General features: G+C 56.6%; 21 protein-coding genes. 16 read left to right on the top strand and 5 right to left on the bottom strand.

The features are described 5' to 3' along the window. Positions 1 to 76: 76 nt before the first annotated feature. The 3 genes from glnP (at position 77) to ybiO (ending at position 3,792) form a co-directional block, all read left to right on the top strand. A complete protein-coding gene (gene glnP / locus ACOTXR_RS01110) occupies positions 77 to 736 on the top strand; it encodes a glutamine ABC transporter permease GlnP (protein ID WP_003858462.1) in 660 nt (219 codons plus the stop codon). Continuing rightward, positions 733 to 1,455: a glutamine ABC transporter ATP-binding protein GlnQ gene (gene glnQ, locus ACOTXR_RS01105; RefSeq protein ID WP_058690455.1), complete on the top strand. Its 723-nt coding sequence runs from the start codon at positions 733 to 735 to the stop codon at positions 1,453 to 1,455. The genes glnP and glnQ overlap by 4 nt, the downstream gene beginning before the upstream one ends. Before the next feature lie 123 nt (positions 1,456 to 1,578). Further along, complete coding sequence (gene ybiO / locus ACOTXR_RS01100; protein ID WP_058690456.1) at positions 1,579 to 3,792, top strand: mechanosensitive channel protein; 2,214 nt, start codon at positions 1,579 to 1,581, stop codon at positions 3,790 to 3,792. Between the two features lie 47 nt (positions 3,793 to 3,839). Here the strand turns inward: ybiO and rlmF are convergent, their stop codons facing one another. Then, entirely contained in the window at positions 3,840 to 4,751 is a 912-nt protein-coding gene (rlmF, locus tag ACOTXR_RS01095; RefSeq protein ID WP_014883105.1) for a 23S rRNA (adenine(1618)-N(6))-methyltransferase RlmF, read from the bottom strand. Between the two features lie 243 nt (positions 4,752 to 4,994). Between rlmF and mcbA the strand changes: the two genes are divergently transcribed. The 3 genes from mcbA to ybiJ all read left to right on the top strand — a co-directional run bounded on the left by mcbA (position 4,995) and on the right by ybiJ (position 6,197). Continuing rightward, positions 4,995 to 5,261, top strand: a complete 267-nt coding sequence (mcbA, locus tag ACOTXR_RS01090) for a DUF1471 family periplasmic protein McbA (RefSeq protein WP_014883104.1) — start codon at positions 4,995 to 4,997, stop codon at positions 5,259 to 5,261. Positions 5,262 to 5,384: 123 nt separating this feature from the next. Further along, positions 5,385 to 5,651, top strand: coding sequence for a DksA/TraR family C4-type zinc finger protein (locus tag ACOTXR_RS01085; RefSeq protein ID WP_014883103.1), 267 nt, complete (start codon positions 5,385 to 5,387; stop codon positions 5,649 to 5,651). A gap of 285 nt (positions 5,652 to 5,936) precedes the next feature. Next, positions 5,937 to 6,197 (top strand): DUF1471 family protein YbiJ, encoded by a 261-nt coding sequence (gene ybiJ, locus ACOTXR_RS01080; protein ID WP_014883102.1) that lies wholly within the window; start codon positions 5,937 to 5,939, stop codon positions 6,195 to 6,197. Between the two features lie 118 nt (positions 6,198 to 6,315). On the opposite strand, the gene ybiB is transcribed toward ybiJ, so the two are convergent. Then, positions 6,316 to 7,278, bottom strand: coding sequence for a DNA-binding protein YbiB (gene ybiB, locus ACOTXR_RS01075; RefSeq protein WP_014883101.1), 963 nt, complete (start codon positions 7,276 to 7,278; stop codon positions 6,316 to 6,318). Between the two features lie 252 nt (positions 7,279 to 7,530). Between ybiB and ACOTXR_RS01070 the strand changes: the two genes are divergently transcribed. The 5 genes from ACOTXR_RS01070 (at position 7,531) to ACOTXR_RS01050 (ending at position 12,922) form a co-directional block, all read left to right on the top strand. After that, complete coding sequence (locus ACOTXR_RS01070) at positions 7,531 to 8,067, top strand: fimbrial protein (protein WP_023338176.1); 537 nt, start codon at positions 7,531 to 7,533, stop codon at positions 8,065 to 8,067. A 67-nt stretch (positions 8,068 to 8,134) separates the two neighbouring features. Beyond that, positions 8,135 to 8,809 (top strand): fimbrial biogenesis chaperone, encoded by a 675-nt coding sequence (locus ACOTXR_RS01065; RefSeq protein ID WP_047026667.1) that lies wholly within the window; start codon positions 8,135 to 8,137, stop codon positions 8,807 to 8,809. Positions 8,810 to 8,883: 74 nt separating this feature from the next. Next, a complete protein-coding gene (locus ACOTXR_RS01060) occupies positions 8,884 to 11,394 on the top strand; it encodes a fimbria/pilus outer membrane usher protein (protein WP_058690458.1) in 2,511 nt (836 codons plus the stop codon). 20 nt (positions 11,395 to 11,414) lie between these two features. After that, complete coding sequence (locus ACOTXR_RS01055; protein ID WP_058690459.1) at positions 11,415 to 12,404, top strand: fimbrial protein; 990 nt, start codon at positions 11,415 to 11,417, stop codon at positions 12,402 to 12,404. Between the two features lie 5 nt (positions 12,405 to 12,409). Beyond that, on the top strand, positions 12,410 to 12,922 hold the full coding sequence (locus ACOTXR_RS01050) for a fimbrial protein (RefSeq protein WP_078309776.1): 513 nt from the start codon (positions 12,410 to 12,412) through the stop codon (positions 12,920 to 12,922). Here the strand turns inward: ACOTXR_RS01050 and dinG are convergent. Then, positions 12,909 to 15,086: an ATP-dependent DNA helicase DinG gene (gene dinG, locus ACOTXR_RS01045; RefSeq protein ID WP_058690460.1), complete on the bottom strand. Its 2,178-nt coding sequence runs from the start codon at positions 15,084 to 15,086 to the stop codon at positions 12,909 to 12,911. The genes ACOTXR_RS01050 and dinG overlap by 14 nt on opposite strands. A 97-nt stretch (positions 15,087 to 15,183) precedes the next feature. Then, positions 15,184 to 16,566, bottom strand: a complete 1,383-nt coding sequence (gene rhlE / locus ACOTXR_RS01040) for an ATP-dependent RNA helicase RhlE (RefSeq protein ID WP_058690461.1) — start codon at positions 16,564 to 16,566, stop codon at positions 15,184 to 15,186. Between the two features lie 208 nt (positions 16,567 to 16,774). Between rhlE and cecR the strand changes: the two genes are divergently transcribed. Genes cecR through ACOTXR_RS01015 form a run of 5 tightly spaced genes read left to right on the top strand, consistent with a single transcriptional unit; the run spans position 16,775 to position 22,415 of the window. Further along, a complete protein-coding gene (gene cecR / locus ACOTXR_RS01035) occupies positions 16,775 to 17,452 on the top strand; it encodes a transcriptional regulator CecR (protein WP_200923848.1) in 678 nt (225 codons plus the stop codon). After that, positions 17,449 to 18,444 (top strand): secretion protein HlyD, encoded by a 996-nt coding sequence (hlyD, locus tag ACOTXR_RS01030; protein WP_058690463.1) that lies wholly within the window; start codon positions 17,449 to 17,451, stop codon positions 18,442 to 18,444. The genes cecR and hlyD overlap by 4 nt, the downstream gene beginning before the upstream one ends. Then, on the top strand, positions 18,437 to 20,176 hold the full coding sequence (locus ACOTXR_RS01025) for an ATP-binding cassette domain-containing protein (protein WP_058690464.1): 1,740 nt from the start codon (positions 18,437 to 18,439) through the stop codon (positions 20,174 to 20,176). Before hlyD ends, ACOTXR_RS01025 begins: the two co-directional genes overlap by 8 nt. Beyond that, positions 20,166 to 21,299, top strand: coding sequence for an ABC transporter permease (locus tag ACOTXR_RS01020; protein ID WP_014883090.1), 1,134 nt, complete (start codon positions 20,166 to 20,168; stop codon positions 21,297 to 21,299). Before ACOTXR_RS01025 ends, ACOTXR_RS01020 begins: the two co-directional genes overlap by 11 nt. A gap of 9 nt (positions 21,300 to 21,308) precedes the next feature. Then, complete coding sequence (locus ACOTXR_RS01015; protein ID WP_023332455.1) at positions 21,309 to 22,415, top strand: ABC transporter permease; 1,107 nt, start codon at positions 21,309 to 21,311, stop codon at positions 22,413 to 22,415. Here ACOTXR_RS01015 and ACOTXR_RS01010 read toward each other — a convergent pair. Continuing rightward, positions 22,377 to 22,787: a YbhQ family protein gene (locus ACOTXR_RS01010; RefSeq protein WP_014883088.1), complete on the bottom strand. Its 411-nt coding sequence runs from the start codon at positions 22,785 to 22,787 to the stop codon at positions 22,377 to 22,379. The genes ACOTXR_RS01015 and ACOTXR_RS01010 overlap by 39 nt on opposite strands. Positions 22,788 to 22,811 lie beyond the last annotated feature (24 nt).

Below are 22,811 nucleotides of genomic sequence, written 5' to 3'. Positions count from 1 at the left end.
TTTGTAACGCCCGGTGGCGCTGACGTTTACCGGGCCTACATTTTTCGTTTTTCACCACGGTATACAGGAATACATCATGCAGTTTGACTGGAGCGCCATCTGGCCTGCCATTCCACTCTTGCTTGAAGGCGCTAAAATGACCCTGTGGATTTCGGTCCTGGGTCTGGTGGGCGGGTTGATTATCGGTCTTGTCGCCGGTTTCGCCCGCACCTACGGCGGCTGGATTGCAAACCACATCGCACTGGTTTTCATCGAAGTGATCCGCGGCACCCCGATTGTCGTGCAGGTCATGTTCATCTACTTCGCCCTGCCAATGGCCTTCACCGACCTGCGTATCGATCCGTTCAGCGCAGCCGTCGTGACCATTATGATCAACTCGGGCGCCTACATTGCGGAAATCACCCGCGGTGCGGTGCTGTCGATTCATAAAGGTTTCAGTGAAGCGGGTCTGGCGCTGGGCCTTTCGCGTCGCGAAACGATCCGCCACGTCATTCTTCCGCTGGCGCTGCGTCGCATGCTGCCACCGCTGGGTAACCAGTGGATCATCAGTATTAAAGATACGTCGCTGTTCATCGTTATCGGCGTGGCTGAGCTGACCCGTCAGGGGCAGGAGATCATTGCTGGCAACTTCCGCGCGCTGGAAATCTGGAGTGCGGTAGCCGTTGTCTACCTGATCATTACTCTGGTTCTGAGCTTCGTTCTGCGTCGTCTTGAAAGAAGGATGAAAATCCTGTGATTGAATTTAAAAACGTTTCCAAGCACTTTGGCCCAACCCAGGTGCTGCACAATATTGATCTGAATATTACGCAGGGTGAAGTGGTGGTCATTATCGGACCGTCCGGTTCCGGTAAATCCACTCTGCTGCGCTGTATCAACAAACTGGAAGAGGTCACCAGCGGCGATCTGATTGTCGACGGTCTGAAGGTCAATGACCCGAAAGTGGACGAGCGCCTGATTCGTCAGGAAGCGGGCATGGTGTTCCAGCAGTTCTACCTGTTCCCGCACCTGACGGCGCTGGAAAACGTGATGTTCGGCCCGCTGCGCGTGCGCGGTGTCAGCAAAGCGGCGGCGGAAGCGCTGGCAAAAGATCTGCTGGCAAAAGTGGGTCTGGCAGAACGTGCGCACCACTACCCTTCCGAGCTCTCCGGTGGTCAACAGCAGCGCGTCGCGATTGCCCGCGCGCTGGCAGTGAAGCCGAAGATGATGCTGTTTGATGAGCCAACGTCCGCACTCGACCCGGAGCTGCGCCACGAAGTGCTGAAAGTCATGCAGGACCTGGCAGAGGAAGGGATGACGATGGTTATCGTGACCCACGAAATCGGCTTTGCGGAGAAAGTCGCGTCCCGCCTGATCTTTATCGATAAAGGTCGTATCGCGGAAGACGGTAACCCGCAGGAACTGATTGCTAATCCGCCGAGCCAGCGTTTGCAGGAGTTCCTGCAGCACGTCTCCTGATCTTACGCTTCACGCTGAGCCGGGCTTGCCCGGCTTTTTTACGCCAGATTGTTCCCAAAAACTCCCCTCCTCCCCGCGCCCTCTATACTTATCATTTTGCACGATATTTTGTCGGAGGACGCCGTGCCGTGGTTCCTGCTGCTGTTGATAAGCCTGTTTAGTGCGCCATCCCTCGCCGTGGCGATCCCCGGCGTGACCACCGGAACGACCGCGTCCCAGCAAAGTACGCCGCCCCCGGAACCGGATGTTGAACAAAAAAAAGCGGCTTACGGCGCACTTGCCGACGTGCTTGAAAACGATGCCTCCCGAAAAGAGTTAATCGATCAGCTGCGTAAAGCCGCCGCCACGCCGCCAAAGGAGACCGTTCCTACCCTCACCCCGCCGCAGGTAGAGGAACAAAAAACCGTGCTGGAAAACGTCACCGACGTGAGCCGACGCTTTGGTGAAGCGCTCTCCACACGCTTTGCCCAGCTCTTTCGCAACCTGATGGGATCACCGCATAAGGCATTTAACCCGCAAACCTTTAGCGCCGCCGCCACCCAGTTTTTGATGCTGGCGGGCGCGGTATTTCTTTTTTACTGGCTGGTACGCCTCTGTGCCTGGCCGCTGTACCGCAAGATGGGCTACTGGGGCCGAAAAAAGAACCAGCATAAAAACAGCTGGCTGCACCTCCCCGCCATGATCGCCGGAGCCTTTATTATTGATTTACTGCTGCTGGCGTTGACGCTGTTTGTGGGTCAGGTGCTGGCGGACCGTCTCAATACGGGCAACAAAACCATTGCCTTCCAGCAGGCGCTCTTTCTGAATGCCTTTGCCCTCATCGAATTTTTTAAAGCGGTACTGCGCGTCATCTTTTGCCCGCGCGTGCCTGAACTCCGCCCGTTTACGATCGGTAACGACAGTGCGAAATACTGGGCCGTTCGGCTCAGCGTGCTCAGCGGCCTGATTGGCTACGGCCTGCTGGTTGCGGTGCCGATCATCTCCAACCAGGTCAACGTGCAGTTTGGCGCGCTGGCGAACGTGTTGATCATGCTCTGTATTACCGTCTGGTCGCTGTACCTTATCTTCCACAATAAAAAGGCGATCACGGAGAGTCTGCTGCATCTGGCCGATCGTTCTTTGTCGTTCTTCAGCCTCTTCATTCGCGCCTTCGCGCTGGTGTGGCACTGGCTGGCAAGCGCTTATTTCATCGTGCTGTGCTTCTTCTCGCTGTTCGACCCGGGTAATAGCCTGAAATTTATGATGGGGGCGACGTTCAAAAGCCTGGCGATTATCGGCATCGCGGCATTTGTGTCGGGGCTGTTGTCGCGCTGGATTTCGAAAACCATCACCCTGTCCCCGCACGTACAGCGTAATTATCCGGAACTGCAAAAACGCGTGAACGGCTGGATGTCAGTCTCCCTCAAGGTGGCGCGCATTCTGACCGTCTGCGTGGCGATTATGCTGCTGCTGAATGCGTGGAACCTGTTTGATTTCTGGAACTGGCTGCATAACGGCGCAGGCGAGAAGACCGTTGATATTTTAATTCGTATCGCACTGATTCTGTTTTTCTCCGCCGTTGGGTGGACGCTGCTGGCGAGCCTTATCGAGAACCGTCTGGTGTCCGATATTCACGGCAGACCGCTCCCCAGCGCCCGTGCGCGCACGCTGTTGACCCTTTTCCGCAATGCGCTGGCGGTGATCATCAGTACCATCACCATCATGATTGTGCTGTCGGAAATCGGCGTAAACATCGCTCCGCTGCTGGCAGGTGCCGGTGCGCTGGGACTGGCGATCTCCTTCGGGTCACAAACGCTGGTGAAGGATATTATTACCGGCATTTTTATCCAGTTTGAGAACGGAATGAACACCGGCGATCTGGTAACCATCGGGCCGCTGACCGGCACGGTCGAGCGGATGTCGATTCGTTCGGTGGGCGTGCGTCAGGATACCGGGGCATACCACATTATTCCGTGGTCATCGATCACCACCTTCGCCAACTTTGTGCGCGGCATTGGCTCCGTTGTGGCGAACTACGATGTGGATCGTCATGAGGATGCGGACAAAGCGAAGCAGGCGCTGCGGGACGCCGTTGAAGAGTTAATGCAGATGGAGGATATTCGCGGCCTGGTCATTGGCGAGCCGTCATTTGCCGGGATCGTCGGGCTGACGAATACGGCATTTACGCTTCGCGTGTCGTTCACCACCCAGCCGCTGAAGCAGTGGACGGTGCGCTTTGCGCTCGACAGCATGGTGAAAAAACATTTTGATCTGGCTAACGTGCGGATGCCGGTGCAGACGTATCAGGTACTGCCTTCACCGGCATCGATGCCACCACCGCAGGAGCCGACATTGTAGCCGTGTTGCCGGGTGGCGGCTTCGCCTGACCCGGCCTGCGGGACACCTTATTTGCGGCGTTTGTTGTCATCCATAAACGACCAGGCAATAAAGCGGCTCTGCTTCTGGCCCTGCGCCATCTCTTTTTTCACCACTTTTACCGCGCCCGCTTCGGTGAGGGCCCGGTAGAGTGGCGGCAGGTTATCTCCGCGGGAAACCAGCGTGGTGAACCATTTCACCTGGCGACCAAACTGTTTGCTTTCGGCAATCATCCGCAGGATGAAGGCGACTTCACCGCCCTCGCACCACAGCTCCTGCTGCTGCCCACCAAAGTTCAGCGCGGCATCTTCGGCCTGACCCAGGTTGCGGCGTTTGCGCTCGCTGCCTGCACGGGCCGCTGCCGCCGAATCATGGAATGGCGGATTACACATCGTGGCGTCATAGCTTTCGTTTTTGTGAATGATGCCGTTGAAGATTGACGTCGCCTCCTTCTGGCGACGCAAACGAATGGAACGACTCAGGCCAGCGTTAGCGCTGATTATCGCCTGGGCGCTGGCAAACGCCTCGGCACCGATTTCGCTCCCGGTAAAGCGCCAGTGGTACTCATGCACGCCAATCAGGGGGTAAATCAGGTTTGCCCCGGTACCAATATCCAGGACGGAAGCCTGCTGGGGGATCGCGCCGTCACGATCGTCGGCGAGAAGATCGGCAAGGTGATGAACGTAATCAGCACGGCCCGGAACAGGAGGACAGAGAAAGCCTTCCGGGATATCCCAGTGCGCCACACCGTAAAAATGCGCCAGCAGCGCCTTGTTCAGGGTTTTCACCGCCAGCGGATCGGCAAAGTTAACCGACGGTTCACCCGCGGGGGTCTCGACAATATAGTCCTGCAGCGCCGGACAACTCTGGCACAGTGCGTTCATGTCGTAGCGGCTGCGATGGCGATTTCGTGGGTGCAATCCCGGCTTTTGGGAAGTCATGGCATTCTCCTTTAAACAGCGGCGTAAGATACCTTGTGCTGGCTCTACGGTAAATCTTTCTCTGCAACCCTTAAAAAACCGCCATAAATCAAACACCTTTATGTCTATGATCTGTCAGCAGATTGTCAGCTTTTATCGTTCAAAAAATAAGCAGATCATCATCAAATATTTGCGCTAAATCACACTCGTCAGGCTTCTAAACTTATAGGGAATCACCTGTTGTTTCCTCATGAGGATGTGATTATGAAAAAGTATCTGACCCTTGCTCTTCTCGCCGGTACCCTGGCGAGCGCCTCTTTCTCCGCTATGGCCGTTCAGTCCCTGACCCAAAGCACGGACACCAGCCAGCTGCGCCCGGCCGGTACCGTCTCGGTAAGCCGCGCAAGCAACCTTGACGATCTTCAGGATAAACTGGCTGAAAAAGCTCGCCAGGAAGGCGCTAAAGGCTTCGTGGTGAACTCCGCAGGTGGAGATAACCATATGTACGGCACAGCGACTATCTATAAATAACGTGTTTCCTTTCACCCGACTGCATCTGCCTGCCAGATGCAGTTTGTCTCCCCTCTCACCTTGATTGTGCATTTTTTAACCCCATATTAACGCTATGGCTTAAACCGATATCAGGAGGGCAAGATGGCTTCCGGTTGGGCAAATGATGATGCCGTGAACGAACAGATCAACAGTACGATTGAAGATGCGGTTGCGCGCGCTCGCGGCGAAATTCCGCGCGGCGAAAGTTTAACGGAATGCGAAGAGTGCGGAGAGCCCATTCCTGAGGCGCGGCAAAAAGCCATTCCCGGCGTAAGGTTATGCATAACCTGCCAGCAGGATAAAGATTCAAAAAACGCTTCACATTCGGGATATAATCGCAGAGGATCGAAAGACAGCCAGTTACGCTGACTTTCCTTTACCTAAGTTAACCGCCCGAATGCTTACCTTTACGCTCACGCTTTTTAGCGAACCGCGTAGCAAAATGTGCCATTCAACTTTCTTCTGTAAAGCGTATCAACAAGAAGTGTAAAGCCGTAATTTGAATTTATTAATAATCAATAAGTTATTTGTCATTCAATTTTTTTGATTAACCACGTCAATTCTCTTCGATTTTATCTCTGCAGAAAAAACGTGATACTTATCACATCGACGGAACATCGTCCCCTTAACAGAATAACCTGCGAGAGATTAATTATGAAAACCATCAAATATGCTGTTGCTGCTGTTGCCCTGTCCGCTCTGTCTTTTGGCGCATTCGCTGTAGAGCCTGTTTCATCTACTCAGGCGCAGAGCATGAATAAAATCGGTGTGGTGAGTGCAGAAGGCGCGACCACGCTGGACGGCCTGGAAGCCAAACTGGCTGAGAAAGCGGCTGCTGCCGGTGCAAGCGGATACACCATCACCTCCGCTAACACCAACAACAAGCTGAGCGGTACTGCGGTTATCTACAAATAATCGCCTGAATGAATGCTGTACCCTCACCAAACCCTCTGGTGAGCTGCTCCAACCCTCATTGACCCTGTTGTTTGTTACCCTTGCTTGCCCGTCCGCCACTGGACGGGCTTTTTTTTGCCTAAAATGCCGCCTCAACCCGTTTCATGCCAGCCTCGACCGTGTCAACTTCCCCGGTCGCCAGCAGGCAGCAGGCCATCTGTAACCTGATGGACTGCGGCACCGGCACATTTCCGGCAAGGCACTGTTCAATCCACTTCGCGGTGATGTAGGGATCTTTCGCCTCCGGCAGAATAACGCCGCTGTTCTCTTCCCCACGTTCAAGCGCGATACGCGTCCCAGCCGCGTCGATCAGCATTATTTGCGGGCAGCGCTGCGGATTAGCGTACACCTCGCCTTCCGTCCCATGCATCAGCAACGCGTTGCCGCCAATCTCTTCAAAGAATTTCCCCACGCGCCCCACGTATTCCGGGTGCGAAACGCTGGAAAGGCGCAGCGCGGCATTTTCGGCAAACGGCGTGGCCAGCTTCGCCAGCGTATGCGCGCTGTTACGCACGCCCATTCGCCAGCGCATTGCGAGCTGCTTTTCCAGCGGCGGGCAGAGCGCCTTAACGGGAATATAGACCGGCTGATGGCTATCGAGCTTCGCCTGCGCCTGCCCGGCGTGGAGAGTGGGTTCGATCCCCAGCAGTTCAAAAATCGTTTCTGTCAGCACGCGGGTCGGATCTTCACTCACCCCATGCACCACCACCGGAAAACCCAGCTTATGTAACAGAATAGCCAACAGCGGCGTCAGGTTAGCCTGCTTGCGCGCGCCGTTATAGCTGGGAATGACGATCGGCATCGGTTTTGCCACCGGTGGCGTCAGACGCAGCGTTTGCGCCTGCATCGCCTCATAAAAGCCGCGCATCTCCGCTTCACCTTCTCCCTTAATGCGCAGGGCGATAAGAATGCCGCCGAGTTCGAGATCGGGAACCTCACCGTTGAGCATACGGGTGTAAAGCGCACGCGCTGTCTCATGATCCAGGTCGCGGGCATGGTTTTTTCCACGCCCTACCTCTTTGATAATTTTACGATAATCCACGGCATCTCTCCTGAAAACGTCACCTTGTTAACACTATATCCCCGATGAAACCTGCCAGGTAGCTTTTTATCCCCACCGCCAGAGCCATCTGTTTTACCGAAGAAAAAAATTATGCAAGCACTGATTCAATTATTTGTGATGCCTATAGAAGATTCTTGTCCATCCATTCTTTGATTAAATAACGAACGGAAATCATTGAGGACAACGGGCAAAAACCTTAGGCACGTTTTTACCCACACACCAGGAACTATTATGAACAAGATTGCGTTAGGTCTTTTTATCGCGTCGGTGATTGGCTGCTCGGCATCCGCTTTTGCAGCAACAGACGGTGAAGGACAGATCAACTTTACGGGCGAAATCATCGATTCCGCCTGTCAGGTTGTGAATGGTTTAAGTAACCCGTTGAACGTGACATTAGGCAAAGTCTCCAAGACGGTCTTTACCGGTGCCGGCTCCACCAGCACCGCCACGAAGTTTGATATTGAGTTAAAAAACTGCCCGGAAACCGTTACGGCGGCGGCAATCAACTTCGGTGGAACCCCGGATGCCAATAACAACAGCACCCTGGCGTTAACCCCCGATGCAGATGCCGCAACCGGCGTAGCCATTCAGCTGATCGACTCTTCTGAACAGCCCGTCAGTTTATATACTCCGTCAAAAGAGTATCCGCTGGCCTCCGGCACCGCAGTAAACGATCTGCAGTTTGCCGCGCGATATATTCAAACCGGTGCGACTATTACCGCGGGTCCGGCAAACTCTGTTTCAACATTCACGGTTATTTATAACTGATATTGTTCACCAGGGACTATTTCCTTTTGCAAAAAAGAGATAGTCCCGCCTTATTTTGAGAAAAACTATGCGTCACGGTTATTTACTCAGCACCCTTTTACTGGTAGCTGCAACGGCACATGCAGGCGTTATTATTAACGGCACGCGCCTGGTCTACCAGGGAGGCAAAAAGGAATCCTCTATCGGTATTTCAAACCCAGATGCAACGGATTATCTGGTGCAATCCTGGGCGGATTCTGGCGGTAAAGACCTGGCCAAAGCTCCCTTTCTGATTACGCCGCCACTGTTTCGTCTTGATGCGAAGCAGGAAAACGTTCTGCGCGTCGTACGTACCGGCGGAAATTTGCCTGAAGATCGCGAGTCGATGTTCTGGCTGAATATAAAAGCCATCCCCTCCTCAAAAAAGGTGGCAGGGGTCAATACCCTGCAAATTGCGGTTAACACGCGCATTAAGCTGATGTACCGCCCGGCCTCCGTCAAGGGTAAACCGGAAACGGTCGCGGATCAGCTTGAGTGGCACCGCGAGGGCAATGATTTAGTGGTTAACAACCCGACGCCGTTTTATATGAATTTCCAGTCGGTCACCCTTAACGGTCATAAGGTCGATAAAGCGACCTGGGCCGTACCAAAAACCGAAACCCATTTTGCGTTGCCTGCACATACCGGCGGTTCAACCGTGTCTTGGTCAATTATTACTGATTACGGCAGCATCAGCAAAACGCTCTCTGCATCCGTGCATTAATACCGTACCCAATAACGCACCTTATGATTACCTATTCTTCAACCCCAAGAAGGCAATTGCCTTCCGTTTATCGGATGCTTACGCTGCTGACCCTGCTATGCGGGTTAGCGGCCGTGGGTTTTTCGCAGCAAACGCGGGCGGATGATTATTTTAATCCAGCGTTGTTGGATGTGGATAATCCACAGCAGGGAAAAACCGATCTCTCCATTTATGAAAAAGGCCCGGGACAGGCGCCAGGGAAATATCAGGTCACGATCTTTATCAATAATAATAAAATTGATACCCGCGACGTGACCTTTATATTGCAAAAGCAGGATAATGGAGAAAATTCCCTTCAGCCCTGCTTTACTCTGTCCGATTTAAAAAGCCTGGGTATTAAAACTGACGACTATCCTCAGCTTGCCGTGAAAGGCTCATGCGCGGATTTGCACGCCATACCGGCGGCGATGGCGACATTTCGCGTCAGCAACCAGCAGCTTCTGTTGAGCATTCCGCAGTCCGCGCTCGGTCAGGTTCCCCGTGGCTATATTGACCCAACAGAATTTGATGAGGGGATCACGGCGGGCATCCTCAACTACAGCGCCAGCGCCAGCCAGAGCCACGCCCGTCAGCAGGGCATGCAGGACAACAGCAGCCAGTACGTTAACCTGCGTCCGGGCCTGAACGTCGGCGCGTGGCGCCTGCGCAACTACTCCACCTGGAGTCGCAGCACCAGCGGTCACGAAGAAGAGCAATCCTTTAACTCGGTCTACACCTATGCCCAGCGCGATATCGTGGCGTTAAAAAGCGATCTGACCGTAGGCCAAAGCAGCTCCCCGGCAGACGTATTTGACAGCGTTCCGTATACCGGCGCGCAGCTAAACTCCGACAACGATATGCTGCCGGACAGCGAAAAAGGCTATGCCCCGATCATCCGCGGTACGGCCCACAGTAATGCGCTGGTGGTGGTACGTCAGAACGGCTACGTGATTTATCAAAATACCGTTGCGCCGGGTGCATTTGAAATCAATGACCTGTATCCCACCGGCAGCAGCGGCGATCTCCAGGTCACCGTGAAAGAGACGGACGGCAGCGAACGTCACTTTGTGGTGCCCTACGCCTCCGTTCCGGTCCTCCAGCGCGAAAAGCACCTGAAATACAGCGTCACTGCCGGGCGCTACCGCTCTTATGACAAAGACGTGGAAAAAACGCCCTTCGCTCAGGGAAGTGCCATTTATGGCCTGCCGTACGGATTCACCGCCTACGGTGGCGTACAGCAAAGCAGCCATTATCAGTCACAGGCGCTGGGCACCGGTAAAAACTTTGGCGATCTTGGCGCGTTTTCTGTCGACGTGACGCGCGCCAAAGCGCTGCTCAAAAAACAGCAGGCCAGCAAGGGGCAATCCTGGCGTCTGCGCTACAGCAAAGATTTCGCGGGTACGGGCACAAACTTCGCTCTGGCTGGCTATCGCTACAACAGTAAAGGGTTTTACACCCTCGAAGACACCATGGAGTCCTATACCCGCGCCGATGACTGGTCAGCACCGCAGCAGCGCCGCGCGCGTACCGAGGCCACCATCGATCAAACCCTCGGCGAAGGCTGGGGATCGTTTACGCTGAGCCTGGTCAAAGAGACCTACTGGAACCAGGGTCAGGACATGACCTCGATGAGCGTCAGCTATAACAACAGCTGGAAGGGAATCACCTACAGCATGAGCTATAGCCTCAACAAAAACACCAACAGCCGCGATGACGAGGGCGATTCGGTCAGTAACGATAACCTGTTCGCGCTGAGCGTGTCGGTACCGCTGGATCGCTGGATGAGCAACACCTGGGCCTCCTACAACATGAATAACAATAAAGACGGCACCACGCACACGCTGGGCCTGAACGGGACGGCGCTGGAGGAGAACAACCTTAACTGGAACGTGCAGGAAGGCTATGACTCATCAGAGAACGGTACCTCTACCAGTCTGAACGCCGATTATAAAGCCACCTACGGGGAAGTGAGTGGCGGTTTCAGCCAGGACAAATACCAGCGGACCACCAACGTCGGTCTGCAGGGGGGCATGATAGCCCACGCTAACGGCCTGACGCTGAGCCAGCCGCTGGGCGAGACCATCGCGCTGGTGAAAGCGCCCGGAGCCAGCGGCACGCACATCGCCAACCAGACGGGCGTGGAAACTGACTTCCGCGGCTATACCGTGGTGCCCTTTGTCACCGCCTATCGCCACAACACGATTTCGCTGGATACCGAAACGCTGCCTGACGAGGCTGACGTGACGCACGCTTCGAAGATCGTCACGCCAACCCGCGGTGCGGTGGTGCGGGCAAGCTTCAATACCCGCGTGGGTCATCGCGTCCTGATGACGCTGACGCACAACGGGAAGCCGCTGCCCTTCGGCGCAACGGTCACCACCGAGGATAAGGACAGCGAATTTATCGTCGGCACTGATGGCCAAACCTATCTTTCCGGAATGCCCGATCGCGGCAAGCTTTCCGTCTCATGGGGACAGGAAGCCAGCGACCACTGCGTTGCGGAATACACGCTCACGGATGAAAAAGAGAAAACAGACATTATTAACGCTGCCGCGCAGTGTCAGTAATCAACCGAGCAGGTTCACCTATGCAGCTTGTAAAACAATGCTTTTTCTTACTCATACTGGCAACCGCATCGCTGTTTATGCCGCATGCAAAGGCCACCTGTACGTCACCGGATATGCCAAAAACCATTAACCTGGCCACGGTTTCCGTCTCCACCACGCTTCCCGTCGGCGCGACCATCCCCGGCACCGAACAGACGGTACACGTCGCGGGCCACTGCGATAGTGCTGCAGATAAGGGTCTGGAGATCGTCTCCTGCTACTACGGCTACGGCACGGAAATTCCCGGCCTTTCCGGGGTCTATGAATCCGGAGTGAAGGGGGTTGGCATTGCGCTGATGAACGACAAAGGTCAGCGCATCAGCGGTGCGGGCGGGGTCACCTGCGACTCCCGCGGCACGCCTATTGGCTATGTCTCAACTGACGGCAACCAGACGTTCGATTTTAACGTCACGCTGGAGCTGGTAAAAACGGATACCGCAGTAGAATCCGGTACGCTAAATCAAAGCCAGACCGTTTTTGGCATTGGCGTTTTTGGTCACGAAGGCATCGGTTCACCCAACAATGTTAGCTATGCCGGTAACGTAAACCTTGAAAACGTCACCTGCTCCGTACTGCCAAAAAGCCTGACCGTCAACATGGGCGATTTCCCGGTCAGCGATTTCAATATGGTCGGCACGCTGGCGATGCCCGCAAAGGAGTTCAACATCACGGTGAACTGTAACTCCACCGTTCAGCCGGAATTTAAGGTCACCAGCAGCGACGGCTACGTACCCGGTTATCAGGGGGTGCTTAAGCTCACGCCGGAGGATGGCGTGGCAACGGGGGTCGGGATTGAAATGGTGATCGACAACGAGCTGGCAACGTTCGATACCTACACCCCAACTGAAACCCTGGCCTATGCCAACCAGACGATGGATATCCCGGTCAAGCTGAACTATTTGCAGGTGGCAGATGAAGTCACCCCTGGCCCGGCGAACGCCGTCGCCACCATTACTCTGGCCTATAAGTGATGAAAATGAAGAAACGTCTCTTTGTGCTGGCCGCACTGGCCAGCACGCTCACCTGTCTGGCCCGGGCTGACGATATTCAGCTGCAAATGGTCGGTAACATTTATGCCAACACCTGCCTCGTGGACATCGCCAGCAAGGATTTAACCGTTGATTTAGGCCAGGCGGCTTCCAGTGAATTCCACGACGTGGGGGATACCGGCGCGTGGAAAACCTTCAGCCTGAAGGTGACGCATTGTCCGAAATCCCTCGCCCTGGCGACCGCCTTCTTTTACGGTCAGGCGGATGCTACCCACCCAACCAAATTTGCCAACACGGGCAGCGCGAAGGGGCTGGCGCTGGAGCTGGCGGACAGCCAGGACCATATCCTCATCGCACCGCAGGCCAGCTTTAACGCGCTGATTGACCAGAACGACCATACGGCTACCTTCCCGCTGGCCGCACGCTATTACGCCACCGCTATGCCTGTTACCGCAGGCACGTTCAGCAGCGTCGTTCAGGTGACCTTCACTTACCAGTAGGACCGCGCCCCTTAGCACGGATGCTTTTTCGACGCCCGGCAGCCTGTTTTGCCGGGCGTTTTTTTATCTCCGGTACCGACGGCTGTTCAATCGGGAAGACCGGAAGCGCGTTGAGCAGCCGCTGTCCATAATTTTTGGTCAGCAGACGTTTATCGTAGATCACCACTTCGCCCCAGCAGCCGTGGCTTCGAATCAAACGCCCCACCTGCTGAATCAGGTTAAACGATGCCGCAGGCAGACTCTGCACCTCAAACGGATAGCGGTTAAGGCTTTTCAGCCATTCGCCCTCGGTGATCACCACCGGGCTGTCGATGGGGGGGAAGGCAATTTTATGAATGTGGACCTGCGTCAGGTAGTCGCCTTTCAGGTCAAGACCTTCCGCGAAAGACTGCAATCCCACCAGCACGCTACGCTCGCCGTTATCAATGCGTTTACGGTGGGTTTCCACCAGCCTGTAACGCGGCTGGTCACCTTGCACCAGTAGGAGTAAACGCAGATCGGTGACGTGTTCCAGAAAACGCTGCATGGCGCGTCCACTGGCAAATAACACCAGCATGCCAGGGTATTTTTTACTCTCGACCTGTTCGCGGAAATAGGCCGCCATTTCCGCAATGTGCTGTTCTTCGTTGTCGATCAGCGGCTCAAACGTCATGCGCGGAATGACCAGCTTGCCCTGCTCGCAGTGGTTAAACGGCGAGTCCAGCGCCACAAAGCGGTCACCCGCTTTTTCTTTAAGCCCGCTCATCTCCTGCAAACGAGAAAAACTGTTCAGAGAACGCAGCGTGGCAGAGGTCACCACCACGTGCGGCACGCTGCGCCAGATCAGCTTTTCCAGCTGATCGGCCACGCGGATGCCCACGCAGTGGAAGAAGAGATGCACCTGCCCGTCCCGCACGTCGCGGGTGGCCCATTTGGTGACCGGCGCGCCTGATGCCTGCGCCATCGAGGCCAGCCGCCAGAGTTTGCTCTGCGCTTCGAACATGCCCAGCGCGCGGTTCATCTGTAGCAGAATACGGTGCAGACGCACCACGTCATGCGTGCCGGTTTTCTCGCTCAGATCGTTTAAGAACATCTCCGCCAGCCCGCGCAGCTTTTCAAGGTGCTTTGCCAGCTGCTGACAAATTTCCATCGCCTCTTCCGGCAGTTCGCCCATCGCAAAGCGATGTTCCGCCTCCTGGGCTGCGGGAAGATAAAGGTTGAGGATGTTATTGAGCGAGGAGATCAGGCCGTAAACCTCTTCACAATGCTCGCTTAGCCGTTCCGGCACCGCCAGCGGCGGCGTGGTTTTCGGGCGGAACTGCTCCATGCAGGTTGCCACCAGCTTGCAGAACAGATCCAGCTGCAGGCGGAACCAGGGCGCGGTGATCTCGGCGCTCATCTCCAGCGCGTCCCGAGCCACGTCGGGCAGATGGTGGCCTTCGTCGAGCACCAGCAGCAGATTTTTGGGCTCCGGTAGCACCGCCTCACTCTCCAGCGCGGCCATCACCAGCGCGTGGTTGGCGACAACCACCTCCGCCTCCTGAATTTCGCGCCGGGCGACAAAGAACGGGCACTCGCGGTAGTAGTGGCAGTTGCGGTTCAGACAGCTTGCTTTGTCGGTGCTGAGCCTGCGCCATAAGTCGTCGCTGATGGCCTGGCTGGTGTGATCCCGAAGGCCGTCCCACTTATAGCCGTCGAGTTCGGCTTTGAGTTTTGCACACTGCTCCTGCTCGGCCTTATTGTTCGGCGTCAGCTCGTCATCAAGAAACGCGAGCAGATCCTGTTGATTCGGCTCGCTGCTGGCGAGCGCCGCCAGGTTACGTGGGCACACGTAGCGCCCGCGCCCAAAGGCGGCGGTAAAGCGCAGGTCGGGGATGATTTTGCGCAGCAGCGGCAAATCTTTGCTGAAAATCTGATCCTGCAGGGCCACGTTGGCGGTGCTGACCACCAGCGTTTTGTCCTCTTCCCGCGCGATGGCGATGCCGGGAATGAGATATGACAGGGTTTTCCCGACGCCGGTCGGCGCTTCAATCGCCAGATGTCGCCCGTCGTCCCCGGCAAGCGTTTTTGCCACGTCAGCAATCATCTGCCGCTGCGGCGCTCGGGGGATAAAGTCGGGGATCTGCCGTTGTAGCGCCTTGTACCATGCGCCAATTTGCGCTTTCAGCGCCGCGGTTAAAGCCATCGAAAAACCTGAAATACTGTATAAACAGCCACTATTGTGGCACTTTCTCTTCGCTGCCGCAAAAAGAAAAGCCCGGCTTTACGACCGGGCTTCCAGATTACTGCGGGTTAGCAGGTTTACGCGGGCGGCGTCGACGCTGCCCTTCCCCTGCCGGTTTCCCTTCGCCGCTGCGCCACGGACTTTCGCCGGCCGGTTTGCTGTCGTTGTTGCGACGCGGGGGCTTGCCGGATGATTTCGGCGCGCCGCCTTCAGCACGACGCGGCTGCTGACCGCGACCACCGCCGCCCTGACCACGACCGCCGCCCTGGCGACCGTTCTGAATCGGCTCCGCCTTGATGGACGGATCCACCTCGTAGCCCGGGGTTTCGATGCGTGGGATCTCTTTCTTCAGCAGACGTTCGATGTCGCGCAGCAGCTTGTGTTCATCGACGCAGACCAGTGACAGCGCTTCACCGGTTGCCGCCGCGCGGCCGGTACGACCGATACGGTGAACGTAATCTTCCGGGACGTTTGGCAGCTCGTAGTTTACTACGTGCGGCAGCTCTTCAATGTCCAGACCACGCGCGGCGATGTCGGTTGCCACCAGCACGCGGATGTCGCCAGATTTGAAGTCCGCCAGCGCACGGGTACGCGCACCCTGGCTCTTGTTACCGTGGATGGCGGCACTGCGGATACCGTCTTTATTGAGCTGTTCCGCCAGGTGGTTCGCACCGTGCTTGGTGCGGGTAAAGACCAGCACCTGCTGCCAGTTACCCTGGCCGATCATCTGGGAGAGCAGCTCCCGCTTACGCTTTTTATCAACAAAGTGAACGTGCTGCGTCACCTGCTCAGAGGCGGTGTTGCGACGCGCCACTTCCACTTCCAGCGGGTTATGCAGCAGCTTTTCTGCCAGCGCCTTGATCTCGTCGGAGAAGGTGGCAGAGAACAGCAGGTTCTGACGACGCGCAGGCAGCTTGGCCAGCACGCGACGGATGTCGTGGATAAAGCCCATGTCGAGCATGCGATCGGCTTCGTCCAGCACCAGAATTTCAATCTGATCGAGCTTCACCGCGTTCTGGTGTTCGAGATCCAGCAGACGGCCAGGCGTTGCCACCAGCACGTCCACGCCGCCGCGCAGCTTCATCATCTGCGGGTTGATGCTGACGCCACCGAAAACGACCAGCGAGCGAATGTTGAGATAGCGGCTGTAGTCACGCACATTCTCACCAATCTGCGCCGCCAGCTCACGGGTTGGGGTCAGGATCAGCGCACGAACCGGACGACGGCCTTTGGCGTGCGGCTGGTTTTTTACCAGCAGCTCTAACAGCGGCAACGTAAAGCCCGCGGTTTTACCGGTGCCGGTCTGGGCGCTGGCCATCAGGTCACGCCCCTGAAGAACGACGGGGATCGCCTGCTGCTGGATGGGGGTTGGCTCAACGTAGCCCTGCTCTGCGATGGCACGCAGAATTTCCGGGTTCAGGCCAAGGGAATCAAAAGACATAAAAACTCCGAACCGCCCCGACCATCACAGGTGTAGTTTTCAGGGAGATATAACGAAAAGGGGAAGGACAAAAACCACAATGTCGTGAAGGTGCGGAGTGTAGCAGCTTTTGTGACGTGGCGCATAAAATATCCCAGCACGAACGCTCGACGGTTCAGCAATTCGGGGCTATTTTTAATCAATCGATTGATTAATTTTTAATGCCGCCATGAATACGACCCCAACGACAACCAAAGGTGAACAGGCCAAAAGCCAGCTGATTGCTGCCGCGCTTGCGCAGTTTGGCGAGTATGGCCTGCACGCGACCACGCGAGATATCGCCGCCCAGGCCGGGCAAAACATTGCGGCGATCACCTACTATTTTGGTTCAAAAGAGGATTTGTACCTCGCCTGCGCCCAGTGGATTGCCGATTTTATCGGCACACATTTTCGTCCGCACGTTGAAGAAGCCAGCGAGCTGTTGAGCCAGCCGACGCCGGATCGTGACGCTATCCGGCGGCTTATCCTGAATGCCTGCCATAATATGATCCGCCTGCTGACGCACGACGATACGCTCAACCTGAGTAAGTTTATCTCCCGCGAGCAGCTCTCCCCTACAACTGCCTATCAGCTGGTACACGATCAGGTCATTGCTCCGATGCATACCCACCTGACCCACCTGATCGCCGCCTATACCGGGCGGGACGCCAGCGATACCGTGACCATTTTGCATACCCATGCCCTGCTGGGTGAAATCCTTGCCTTTCGTCTGGGGCGGGAAACCATCCTGTTACGCACCGGCTGGACACAATTCGATGAGGATAAAGCCGCGCAGATTAGCCAGGTTATCACCTGTCATCTCGATCTGATCCTGCAAGGCTTAACGCAAAGGAGCCTGAAGCCATGAAAAAACCTGTCGCCATCATTCTGGTGGTTGTTGTTTTGCTTGCCGCGGGCGTCGGTGGCTGGCTGTGGTATCAGAGCCATCAGGACCGGGACCTGACGCTGTACGGTAATGTGGATATTCGTACCGTGAATATGAGCTTCCGCGTGGGTGGCCGTCTCGCCTCGCTGAGCGTTGACGAAGGCGATGCCATTAAACGCGGGCAGACGCTGGGCATGCTGGATAAAGCCCCCTACGAGAACGCCCTGATGCAGGCCAAAGCCGGCGTTTCCGTTGCCCAGGCGCAATATGACCTGATGCTGGCGGGTTATCGTGACGAAGAGATCGCCCAGGCCGCCGCTGCCGTTAAGCAGGCGAAAGCTGCCTACGACTACGCGCAGAATTTCTATAACCGTCAGCAGGGGCTGTGGAAAAGCCGCACCATTTCAGCCAACGATCTGGAGAATGCGCGTTCATCCCGCGACCAGGCGCAGGCGACGCTGAAATCCGCGCAGGATAAATTAAGCCAGTACACCACCGGTAACCGCCCGCAGGACATTGCCCAGGCCAAAGCCAGCCTTGAACAGGCGCAGGCGCAGCTGGCCCAGGCAGAGCTGGATCTGCATGATACAACCCTCATCGCCCCGTCTGACGGTACGCTGATGACCCGTGCCGTGGAGCCGGGCAGCATGCTCAGCGCGGGCAGCACCGTATTAACGCTCTCCCTGACCCGCCCGGTCTGGGTGCGCGCCTACATTGACGAGCCAAATCTCGGCCAGATGCAGCCGGGCCGCGAGCTGCTGCTCTATACCGATGGTCGTCCGGATAAGCCGTATCACGGCAAAGTCGGCTTTGTCTCCCCCACCGCCGAATTCACCCCGAAAACCGTTGAAACGCCGGACCTGCGTACCGACCTGGTGTACCGTCTGCGCATCATCGTCACCGATGCGGACGACGCGCTGCGTCAGGGCATGCCTGTTACCGTAAAAGTGAACAACGGGGAACGACATGAATGACGCGGTTATCCAGCTCAACAATCTGGTCAAACGCTTCGCAGGGATGGACAAACCGGCGGTCGCCCCGCTGAACTGCACCATTCAGAAAGGCTATGTGACCGGCCTGGTCGGCCCGGACGGCGCAGGCAAAACCACGCTGATGCGGATGCTGGCCGGTTTGCTAAAGCCGGATGAAGGCGCAGCCAGCGTGCTTGGCCTTGACCCTATCAAAGACGACGGCGCGCTCCACGCCATGCTCGGCTATATGCCGCAGAAGTTTGGTCTGTATGAAGATCTGACGGTGATGGAAAACCTGAACCTGTATGCCGACCTGCGCAGCGTGACCGGCGAAACCCGGCAGAAAACCTTCGCCCGCCTGCTTGAGTTCACCTCCCTCGGCCCGTTCACCGGCCGGCTGGCGGGCAAGCTTTCCGGCGGGATGAAGCAAAAGCTGGGGCTGGCCTGTACGCTCGTCGGCGAACCAAAGGTCCTGCTGCTGGACGAGCCCGGCGTCGGCGTGGACCCCATCTCCCGCCGTGAGCTGTGGCAGATGGTGCACGAGCTGGCAGGCGACGGGATGCTGATCCTCTGGAGCACCTCCTACCTCGACGAAGCGGAACAGTGCCGGGACGTGCTGCTGATGAACGAAGGCGAGCTGCTTTATCAGGGCGAGCCAACGACGTTGACGCAGAGCATGGCCGGACGCAGTTTCCTCCTCCACAGCCCGCAGGAGTCCAACCGCAGGCTGCTGCAGCGAGTGCTGAAACTGCCGCAGGTGAGCGACGGGATGATTCAGGGTCGGTCCGTGCGCGTAATCCTCAAAAAGGAGGCCACCGTCGAGGATATTCGCCGCGCGCCTGGCATGCCTGAAATTGAAATGGCAGAGACGGCGCCGCGCTTTGAAGATGCGTTTATCGACCTGCTGGGCGGAGCGGGGACATCGGAATCGCCTCTCGGCGCGATCCTCCACACGGTTGAAGGTACGCCGGGCGAGACGGTGATTGAAGCCAAATCCCTGACCAAAAAGTTCGGCGATTTCGCCGCCACCGATAACGTCAACTTTGCGGTAAAACGCGGCGAGATTTTTGGCCTGCTCGGGCCGAACGGCGCGGGGAAATCCACCACCTTTAAAATGATGTGTGGCCTGCTGGTGCCGACGTCCGGCAAGGCGCTGGTGCTGGATATGGATCTCAAAGTCAGCTCCGGCAAGGCGCGCCAGCATCTGGGCTATATGGCACAGAAATTCTCGTTGTATGGCAACCTGACCGTCGAGCAGAATCTGCGCTTTTTCTCCGGCGTGTACGGCCTGCGCGGGCGCGCGCAGAACGAGAAAATCCGCCGCATGAGCGATGCCTTCGGGTTAACGAATATTGCCTCCCACGCCACCGACGAACTGCCCCTCGGCTTTAAGCAGCGCCTCGCGCTGGCCTGCTCGCTGATGCACGAGCCCGATATTCTTTTCCTCGATGAGCCGACCTCCGGGGTGGATCCCCTCACCCGCCGCGAGTTCTGGCTGCATATCAACAGCATGGTGGAGAAAGGGGTGACGGTGATGGTAACCACCCACTTTATGGATGAGGCGGAATACTGCGACCGCATCGGGCTGGTCTATCGCGGCAAGCTGATTGCCCACGGCACCCCGGACGACCTGAAAAACCAGGCCGCCGACGATGCCGTGCCAGACCCGACCATGGAGCAGGCGTTTATCACCCTCATCCACGACTGGGATAAGGAGAATGCCCATGCGCAGTAACGCCCTTTCCTGGCGCCGGGTGCGCGCGTTATGCATAAAAGAGACGCGGCAGATCGTGCGTGACCCGAGTAGCTGGCTGATTGCGGTGGTGATCCCCCTGCTGCTGCTGTTTATCTTTGGCTACGGCATCAACCTCGACTCCAGCAAGCTGCGGGTCGGCATTTTGCTGGAGCAGCAGAGCGAAGAGGCGCTGGACTTCACCCACGCCATGACCGGCTCGCCGTACATTGACGCCACCATCAGCGATAGCCGGCAAGCGCTGATCCAGAAGATGCAGGCCGGGAAAATTCGCGGGCTGGTGGTCATCCCGGTGGATTTCGCCGCCAATATGGCGCGGGCGAATGCCGACGCGCCGATCCAGGTGATTACCGACGGCAGCGAACCGAACACCGCCAACTTCGTGCAGGGCTACGTGGAGGGGATCTGGCAGCTATGGCAGATGCAGCGCGCCGAAGACCGGGGGGAGACGTTTGAACCGCTCATCGACGTGCAAACGCGCTACTGGTTTAACCCTGCCGCCATCAGCCAGCACTTTATCATTCCGGGCGCGGTGACGATTATCATGACGGTGATTGGCGCGATCCTGACCTCGCTGGTGATCGCCCGCGAGTGGGAGCGTGGCACCATGGAGGCGCTGCTCTCCACAGAAGTGACGCGCGTCGAGCTGCTGCTGTGCAAGCTCATCCCCTACTACTTCCTCGGCATGCTGGCGATGCTGCTCTGCATGCTTGTCGCCGTCTTTATCCTCGGCGTGCCGTACCGCGGCTCGCTGGTGGTGCTGTTCTTTATCACCAGCCTGTTTTTACTCAGCACGCTGGGGATGGGGCTGCTCATCTCCACCATCACCCGCAACCAGTTTAACGCCGCGCAGGTGGCGCTCAACGCCGCCTTTTTACCGTCGATTATGCTGTCCGGGTTTATTTTCCAGATAGACAGTATGCCAGCGGTGATCCGCGCCGTGACCTACATCATTCCGGCGCGTTATTTCGTGAGCACGTTGCAAAGCCTGTTCCTGGCGGGGAATATTCCGGTGGTGCTGATTATCAACACGCTGTTTTTAATGGCGTCAGCGGTGATGTTTATCGGATTGACGTGGTTGAAAACCAAACGGCGTCTGGATTAAGGAGCGAACATGTTTCACCGACTATGGACGTTAATACGAAAAGAGCTGCAATCCCTGCTGCGCGAGCCGCAAACCCGCGCCATTCTGGTTTTGCCGGTGCTGATCCAGGTTTTGCTGTTCCCCTTTGCCGCGACGCTTGAGGTGACCAACGCCACCATCGCCATTTACAACGAAGACAACGGTAAACATTCCGTCGAGCTGACGCAGCGCTTTGCCCGTGCAAAAGCGTTTACCCATATCCTGCTGCTGAAAAGCCCGCAGGAAATCCAGCCGACCATCGATACGCAAAAAGCCCTGCTGCTGGTGCGCTTCCCGGCAGATTTTTCCCGTAACCTGGATACCTTCCAGACCGCGCCGATGCAGCTTATCCTCGACGGGCGCAACTCTAACAGCGCCCAGATTGCGGCCAACTATCTGCAGCAGGTGGTGAAGAATTATCAGCAGGAGCTGATGGACGGCAAACCGAAGCCCAACAACAGCGAGCTGGTGGTGCGTAACTGGTACAACCCGAATCTGGACTACAAATGGTTTGTGGTGCCGTCGCTGATCGCCATGATCACCACCATTGGGGTGATGATCGTCACCTCCCTGTCCGTCGCCCGCGAGCGGGAGCAAGGTACGCTGGATCAACTGCTGGTTTCCCCACTCGCGACCTGGCAAATCTTTGTTGGCAAAGCGGTGCCGGCGCTGATTGTCGCGACATTTCAGGCCACTATCGTGCTGGGCGTGGGAATTTGGGCCTATCAAATCCCGTTTGCCGGTTCGCTGGCGCTGTTTTACTTCACGATGGTGATTTACGGGCTGTCGCTGGTGGGGTTTGGGCTGTTAATTTCGGCGCTGTGCTCGACGCAGCAGCAGGCGTTTATCGGCGTGTTTGTCTTTATGATGCCAGCGATTTTGCTCTCCGGGTACGTTTCCCCTGTCGAGAACATGCCGGTGTGGCTGCAGGACATCACATGGATAAACCCGATACGCCACTTTACGGACATTACCAAGCAGATCTACCTGAAGGATGCGAGTCTGGATATTGTCTGGGGGAGTTTGTGGCCGCTACTGGTCATAGCGGCCACAACGGGGTCAGTGGCGTACGCGATGTTTAGACGCAACATTGCGTAGCTTTTTCTCTTTGGTGAGCAATGAGACCACCGCAGGCCCTGCAAGGATTGCGAGACCCGCCAGGGCCAGCAGCAGGTTGTTTTGCAGCACGCGTGACAGCAGCCAAAGCACAATCATCGCGGCACCAAAGTACCAGGTGGTGGTGAGCTCTTCGAGCACATCACCCACCTCGCGCCAGCGCGCTTCATGGTGGCGCTGTAAGAACAGCATCGACAGCACGGTGACGCCATAGAGGACGCATAGCCCCAGGCCAACACGCACCAGCGTGCCGCTCATCCAGCCCATCACCAGTACGGCCACGACCAGTAAATGCAACATTATCTGCCAGCAACTTAACCCCGTTGCGACACGAACACGTTGTTGCCACTTCATGGCTTATCTCCTGAAGGATTTTTA

It is taken from the genome of Enterobacter cloacae complex sp. IR53030 (assembly GCF_049238365.1).
Lineage (GTDB): Bacteria > Pseudomonadota > Gammaproteobacteria > Enterobacterales > Enterobacteriaceae > Enterobacter > Enterobacter kobei.
This window is presented reverse-complemented; position numbering and strand designations above follow the sequence as displayed.

Bases quoted from the DNA above. Each gene is read 5' to 3' on its own strand.
- glnP (WP_003858462.1), top strand. From the start codon at position 77: ATGCAGTTTGACTGGAGCGCCATCTGGCCTGCCATTCCACTCTTGCTT.
- rlmF (WP_014883105.1), bottom strand. From the start codon at position 4,751: ATGACTTCCCAAAAGCCGGGATTGCACCCACGAAATCGCCATCGCAGC.
- mcbA (WP_014883104.1), top strand. From the start codon at position 4,995: ATGAAAAAGTATCTGACCCTTGCTCTTCTCGCCGGTACCCTGGCGAGC.
- ACOTXR_RS01085 (WP_014883103.1), top strand. From the start codon at position 5,385: ATGGCTTCCGGTTGGGCAAATGATGATGCCGTGAACGAACAGATCAAC.
- ybiJ (WP_014883102.1), top strand. From the start codon at position 5,937: ATGAAAACCATCAAATATGCTGTTGCTGCTGTTGCCCTGTCCGCTCTG.
- ACOTXR_RS01070 (WP_023338176.1), top strand. From the start codon at position 7,531: ATGAACAAGATTGCGTTAGGTCTTTTTATCGCGTCGGTGATTGGCTGC.
- ACOTXR_RS01065 (WP_047026667.1), top strand. From the start codon at position 8,135: ATGCGTCACGGTTATTTACTCAGCACCCTTTTACTGGTAGCTGCAACG.
- ACOTXR_RS01060 (WP_058690458.1), top strand. From the start codon at position 8,884: ATGCTTACGCTGCTGACCCTGCTATGCGGGTTAGCGGCCGTGGGTTTT.
- ACOTXR_RS01055 (WP_058690459.1), top strand. From the start codon at position 11,415: ATGCAGCTTGTAAAACAATGCTTTTTCTTACTCATACTGGCAACCGCA.
- ACOTXR_RS01050 (WP_078309776.1), top strand. From the start codon at position 12,410: ATGAAGAAACGTCTCTTTGTGCTGGCCGCACTGGCCAGCACGCTCACC.
- dinG (WP_058690460.1), bottom strand. From the start codon at position 15,086: ATGGCTTTAACCGCGGCGCTGAAAGCGCAAATTGGCGCATGGTACAAG.
- rhlE (WP_058690461.1), bottom strand. From the start codon at position 16,566: ATGTCTTTTGATTCCCTTGGCCTGAACCCGGAAATTCTGCGTGCCATC.
- cecR (WP_200923848.1), top strand. From the start codon at position 16,775: ATGAATACGACCCCAACGACAACCAAAGGTGAACAGGCCAAAAGCCAG.
- hlyD (WP_058690463.1), top strand. From the start codon at position 17,449: ATGAAAAAACCTGTCGCCATCATTCTGGTGGTTGTTGTTTTGCTTGCC.
- ACOTXR_RS01025 (WP_058690464.1), top strand. From the start codon at position 18,437: ATGAATGACGCGGTTATCCAGCTCAACAATCTGGTCAAACGCTTCGCA.
- ACOTXR_RS01020 (WP_014883090.1), top strand. From the start codon at position 20,166: ATGCGCAGTAACGCCCTTTCCTGGCGCCGGGTGCGCGCGTTATGCATA.
- ACOTXR_RS01015 (WP_023332455.1), top strand. From the start codon at position 21,309: ATGTTTCACCGACTATGGACGTTAATACGAAAAGAGCTGCAATCCCTG.
- ACOTXR_RS01010 (WP_014883088.1), bottom strand. From the start codon at position 22,787: ATGAAGTGGCAACAACGTGTTCGTGTCGCAACGGGGTTAAGTTGCTGG.